This is a genomic window from Brevibacillus sp. SKDU10 (assembly GCF_001645205.1).
GTDB lineage: Bacteria > Bacillota > Bacilli > Brevibacillales > Brevibacillaceae > Brevibacillus_B > Brevibacillus_B halotolerans.
The window spans coordinates 1-6,113 of record NZ_LSSO01000019.1 but is presented as its reverse complement, the minus strand read 5'-3'; the positions used below and the strand labels follow the sequence as shown (position 1 = coordinate 6,113).

Below are 6,113 nucleotides of genomic sequence, written 5' to 3'. Positions count from 1 at the left end.
TGTTTCTCTTGGAACAAAGTTAATGAAATATTTCGGGAAAGGGTATGTAAAAAAGGAGTTACCGAAAAAAATATATTCTAAATTCCCTGACATAGTTAAAGAAAAGGTGTCCGAAGATATGTGGATCGGAGCTTGGAACACCTATATTTTGATGGGGCCGTTAGAGGAAGTGAAAGAAACTGTAACGAAAGCTTTGGAACCATACGTTTGGGGATGGGTTGCAAAATCTTGTGGAATTATTGCACAAGGTATCGTGTACGCTCTACTTTAAAAACAGAAAGGAGATACAATGAACTCAAAGACTTTAAAGTTCATTCTAACTATTTTTTCTGTATATGGTACTATGCAAGTTACAAAAGAAATGAATATAGCTAATAATTGGTTTATTACAGAGTTTGTTCGTTTCTTGATTGTTTTAGTAGTGGTCTTTGTTGTTTCTGCCCTTTTGTCTAAAATATACAAAGATAAAAAAGAATAGCCCTTTTCTCTTAAAACCTAACTGAAAAATCCTTAAACAGAGAAGCGTCCGAGTCTCCCTTGTATTCGGACGTTTTCTTGTTCCTAACATTATTTGAAACTCGTTACTCAATCAGCTCCCCAAAATATCTCATTAGAAACAAACATATCTAAAGGAAACCAACTCATCATAAAACTAATGTTAAATTAGTTGCTTATGACACAATCGGAAAAAGCGGAGTCGGAAAGTTGCTGACTTAGATATAACTAACTATTGATAACTAGCTCAAAAGTTTCTTGCGAATTTACTTTTGATCAAAATTCTCATACATAATTTGCCTATTACACAATCACTCCATAAACACTGTAAAAAACGATTCAACAACTCTTGAGTTTGTATTTACTGAAAAATAAATCAAAACAAGGTTAAAATTCTTAGAAGGTAACTATTTTATTTAAAGGAGAGAAATCAGTGGTAGGATTCGGTTATTCTGGTTTAATAGTTCTTGGTGTCATTCTGATTACCATTGTAGGAGTAATAGTTGCATTGCATTTAGGAGAAATAAAAACGATAGCGCCTGTTTTCATTACATTAATAAGTTATATCTAGCAGACTTTTGTAAAGTCATATCGCATTTTTAGCATTAATAAAAGAAGTTAATCTCTTAACAAGAGATTGTGTGTAGACAAAATACTAAAACGTATGAAGGTCTGCACGCTGAGACCGCCTTTTTATAGGCGCTTTTTAGATAGATACAATATATTTGAGGAGATATAGTTGACTGAAGCTTTTTGAAGTGTTGTTCACACATTCTCAGATTACAGCCATATGTCATATCATTTAATGAATAAAACTTCACCCTATCCATTGTTTCATCTCCTTCTCGGACAATTTTCAACCTACAAGATTCACAAATAACTTTATACTTAGACTATTACATGATATTTCATTGAGTGGGCATACACCCACAGATCATTTTATAACAAAAAGAGAAAAACTTGATATAAAACCACCCGTTAAATGCTCAACTGATAAAATTCTTTTAACAGTAAATCTATTTGTATCACAAGCTACAAATTTAAAGTCTTTTGAGTAAAAAATATGGTAAATTCCCCAATTCTATCAAAACCAAAAAAACTTGTAACCCAAGGGTTTTCGCCATTTACTTAAGGTTAAGCAAAACCACACTCTCCACATAACGAGATTAATCAAAATTGACAATTAAGACACGCTTACCAGCTAGTTAATTCCTCCACTAATTAGCCCAGACCGTTCAAACTTAAGCACTATTTATACCATGCATGAGTATGGTTCTTTTGACTTTTAATCTTCATTTTGACACTTCTTTTATATAATTTAACATTATATTACTAACAAGTTGATTCTCTGGAACTATACAAAATGTTAATAATAGAAGGTATGATTTACCAAAAGGAGTTGATGTTACTTGAGAATTCTAAACCGTTTAAAAGCAACAAAATTACTCATTTGCTTAAGCACAAGTTTATGCATTATTAATTATCCTTTTATTTCCTTTGCCGAAAAACCTAATACTAATGTAGAAAGTGAAACAAACCAGCCTAATGACATTGATACTGGAATAGCTAACTTAAACTATGATGTTCACGATATTTTAGCAACAAATGGTGATCAAATAAATAGTTATGTTCCAACAGAAGGTGTTAAATCAAATGGTAAATTTATAGTGGTTAAACGTGAGAAAAAATCACTTACAACTTCACCAGTGGATATTTCTATTATTGATTCTGTGGCGAATCGTACCTATCCAGGCGCAATACAACTTGCAAACGACGCATTTGTAGCAAATCAACCTACTTTATTAACGGCCAAGAGAAAGCCCTTGAATATTAGTATAGATTTACCTGGGATGAAAAGAGAAAATTCAATAACTGTTGAAAACCCAACATATGGTAATGTGTCTGGAGCAATTGATGAATTAGTATCTACTTGGAGTGAAAAGTATTCAACATCAAATACTTTACCTGCAAGACTACAATATGCAGAATCCATGGTTTATAGCAAAAATCAAATAGCAAGTGCTCTTAATGTTAACTCTAAAATTCTTAACAATTCACTGGGAATTGACTTTAATGCTATTGCTAGCGGAGAAAAGAAAGTGATGATTGCTGCGTATAAGCAAATATTTTATACGGTAAATGCAGAGCTGCCAGACAATCCATCAGATCTCTTTGATAATAGTGTTACTTTTAAGGAACTGACCCGTAAAGGGGTAAGTGATGAAGCTCCGCCTGTTATGGTGTCAAATGTAGCTTATGGGCGAACCATTTATGTAAAATTAGAAACAACCTCTAAGAGTAAAGATGTACAAGCTGCATTTAAAGCCTTACTCAAAAATACTAATGTAGAAGCTAGCGGACAGTACAAAGACATTTTTGAAGATAGCTCCTTTACTGCTGTAGTATTAGGGGGAGATTCAAAAGAGCATAACAAGGTTGTTACAAAAGACTTTGATGAAATACGAAATATTATTAAAGATAATGCGGAATTTAGTCTAAAAAATCCAGCATACCCTATTTCATATACCAGTGTTTTCTTAAAAGATAATTCAATTGCTGCTATTCATAACAATACAGACTATATTGAGACTACCTCTACAGAATATTCTAAAGGTAAAATCGTTCTTGATCATCATGGTGCATACGTTGCCCAATTTGAAGTATCCTGGGATGAATTTTCATACGATGAAGATGGAAATGAGGTACTTACCCACAAAACTTGGGATGGAAACTACAAAAACAGAACAGCTCATTTCTCTACCGTAATACCACTTCCACCTAATTCTAAAAATATAAGAATTTTGGCTAAAGAATGCACAGGTCTAGCATGGGAATGGTGGAGAACAATTATTGATGAATACAATGTTCCATTATCTAATGAAATAAAAGTTTCAATTGGAGGAACTACATTGCATCCATCAGCTAGTATTAGCCACTAGAAAAGAGAAGTACCCATTGGAAAAACAGTACCTCTCCTACTTTCAGAGGCTAGCTAGACATAAAAAAGGATTACATGATTATGATGTAAACCTAAAGCATACCAAGGCAATGAATCGGATTAGCGTAATGTAAATTGTTCACACTCTCCTTACGCTTAATCATTTATCAGATTGAAGGATTGAAAACGGCTAAAACCCTTTATACACAAGGACTTTAGCCGTTTTCTTTATTCTTATTTTCTCTCCATCAAGCAAACCTACTCCACATGCCTCGAGTAGACAGTGACATCAAACATGTCGTGTCTGAAGAAATAGTGTTTGCTCAACACCTTCCCAAATGTATGAATTAAACAAAGTAGACAATCTATGATGTGACATTATTCGTCAATAGAAAAACAAATTGCCACCAAGAAAATGGCCAATACATTGCAAGATGTTTCGTTTCTCAAAAGATATCAACAAATGACAATCATATTTTTAGGAGGTAAGTGTCGTGGCGCCAACAAATGAATGGCTTTCCCAATGGAAACAGCAACGTGACAAATTGAAATGCCCTGTAGATTTGAATGATTATTTTACGCTGCCTGAAATTGCAGGCAAGCAGCTTACGGTTATAGATATTGGCCCCTGCTCTATTCCCTCTGGCCAGCTACTAGTTCGCGATCCGCTGTGCTACTTGGGAGATATTGACGAGCAGCCCTACTTCCAGACGGCACCTGCTGGAACATATCCCACTGAAGTCTGTGTGGTGAAACAGGATGAGGAAGGCGACTGTGCACGTTATGCCGCCGTTCGGCTGCGATTCAACGATGTGCCTGCTGTCCGGTTCGAGGAAGCTCTTATCGGCCATGAAAAACTCTTGGAGCTGGGTGAGGATGAATTTTTTGGCTTCAATGTAGATGCTGGTCTAGGCTGTATTTGTGATAAGCAAGTGCATCAAGCTTTCTGTGACTTTGTCGGACAATGGCATACAGAACATCTGGGAGACAACCTTTACGATGGCTATTTTGCAGCCCTGTTTGCAGAGAGTGCCCGGCAGAATCCTGAATATCAACGTGACGGCGGTGATTGGTTGAACTGGCAGATTCCTGATACAAAATACCATTTGCCTATCTTTCAAAGCGGGTTTGGCGATGGTGCTTATCCAGTTTATTGGGGCTATGATTCGTCTGGGGAGATTTGCCAAATCGTCGTTCAGTTTATCGACATTCAATTAGCATACGGCGAAGATGAAATGGAAGACTAAGATAATTTGCAGAGGTGTTACCCCATGGATGAGCAAGAGTTGAAAAAGCATTTAGTTAACATAGTCCAAGAATATGGCTCAAGATGGAATAGTATTGAAGATCGCATCTATAAGCAACATGAACAAGAAGAAATCGAATCAAGAGATGAATATCATTATGCAAAACGTACAGATTGACACGAAGAATTCTCGGGGCTGATAAGCTTTATTTTGGATGAATACTGTACCGAAAAAAGCGGGTTTATGGCGGCAAAAGCAGGAAGAGCTTTGGGTTTCCAGTAAAATTTAATGGAATAGAACACCCTATCAAATCAAATGTTGAATGAAAGAATAAAAACCGTGCAGAAGTTTATATCCAAACCGAAACTAATTTTAGTGATGACTTTATTGAAAAAAGCTGATACATGGAAAATTGATAATTATAAAAATAGGCGTTATGGCAATGAAAAGTGGAATACTTGCATTCTCTGATATACATTCAAAATAAGCTTATCGCGTTGGCTATCAACAATACTTTTGAAGAAGTGATATGGTTTCCTTGTGAAACTATATCATTAGACTCATAGTAATGTTCCTTTCAGAAAATCCCATTTGCTTAGAATATTGATAACCATTGGGAGAGGGGCTATTTTTGTTTGGTATGTATTTTGGATGAGGATTAAAATTAAATCCAGAATATTCCTCCTAATATGATGCTACTCTCTCCCCCGATTAATATCCCTGTGTAGAGATAGTTTATATTCGAATTGTACCTAGAAAGTCGTCTCAACTTAATCTAAAATTAAGGGAATATATTTTCGACAAGGGGTGACAAGAAATGATTGAAATCTTCGAATTGCGAAATAAGATGGAATATTTTGATGAAGCTGTTAAGGTGTATTGGAATCAGTGGGGAAGCCAAAGTAACTATAAGTTTTACCATGATTGTATGTTCAATTCGTGTACATCAAATTGTGACTTACCACGGTTTTATATTGCTGTCCGAAATAATTCCATTGTAGGTACGTATGCAATCCTAAGAAATGATTTAATAAGTCGTCAGGATTTATTTCCTTGGCTTGCTTGTTTATATGTTGTTCCAGAGTTGCGAGGTAATAGAGTAGGTTCCATTCTATTGAAACATGCCAAAGAGGAAACGGGAAAGTTAGGATTAACTAAACTATACCTCTCAACTGATTTAGAAGGTTATTACGAAAAATATGATTGGACTTTTTTAACCACTGGATACATCTTTAATGGAGATGCTACAAAGATATATGAAGCCACTATTCATTAGACAATTAGGAACACTAGTGGAAAACTAGCAACAAATAGAGGGTTCAACACCCCTCTCAGACTGTGGAGGGCTATTTTTAGTATCCCTGTTCCTACAGGCAATACATTCTATGTAGCTGTAAGGTGTACTGCTTAGACTTCTACACTAATCACATCTT

6 protein-coding genes and 1 pseudogene are annotated in these 6,113 nt (G+C 35.3%); all 7 read left to right on the top strand.

What is annotated here, in order from left to right; all coding sequences use genetic code 11:
* Positions 1 to 271, top strand: a pseudogene (locus tag AYJ08_RS02670) (hypothetical protein); the annotation flags it as partial.
* An 18-nt stretch (positions 272 to 289) separates the two neighbouring features.
* On the top strand, positions 290 to 478 hold the full coding sequence (locus AYJ08_RS02665; RefSeq protein WP_064016485.1) for a hypothetical protein: 189 nt from the start codon (positions 290 to 292) through the stop codon (positions 476 to 478).
* A gap of 450 nt (positions 479 to 928) precedes the next feature.
* Positions 929 to 1,066, top strand: coding sequence for a hypothetical protein (locus AYJ08_RS24235; protein WP_157452769.1), 138 nt, complete (start codon positions 929 to 931; stop codon positions 1,064 to 1,066).
* An 838-nt stretch (positions 1,067 to 1,904) separates the two neighbouring features.
* Positions 1,905 to 3,434 carry a thiol-activated cytolysin family protein gene (locus AYJ08_RS02660; protein WP_064016484.1) on the top strand — a complete coding sequence of 510 codons (1,530 nt, stop codon included), beginning with the start codon at positions 1,905 to 1,907 and terminating at the stop codon, positions 3,432 to 3,434.
* Positions 3,435 to 3,927: 493 nt separating this feature from the next.
* Positions 3,928 to 4,680, top strand: a complete 753-nt coding sequence (locus AYJ08_RS02655; protein WP_064016483.1) for a DUF4241 domain-containing protein — start codon at positions 3,928 to 3,930, stop codon at positions 4,678 to 4,680.
* Between the two features lie 24 nt (positions 4,681 to 4,704).
* Positions 4,705 to 4,857, top strand: coding sequence for a hypothetical protein (locus tag AYJ08_RS24230; RefSeq protein ID WP_231928974.1), 153 nt, complete (start codon positions 4,705 to 4,707; stop codon positions 4,855 to 4,857).
* A 640-nt stretch (positions 4,858 to 5,497) separates the two neighbouring features.
* Positions 5,498 to 5,956: a GNAT family N-acetyltransferase gene (locus AYJ08_RS02645; RefSeq protein ID WP_064016482.1), complete on the top strand. Its 459-nt coding sequence runs from the start codon at positions 5,498 to 5,500 to the stop codon at positions 5,954 to 5,956.
* The last annotated feature ends 157 nt before the right edge of the window (positions 5,957 to 6,113 follow it).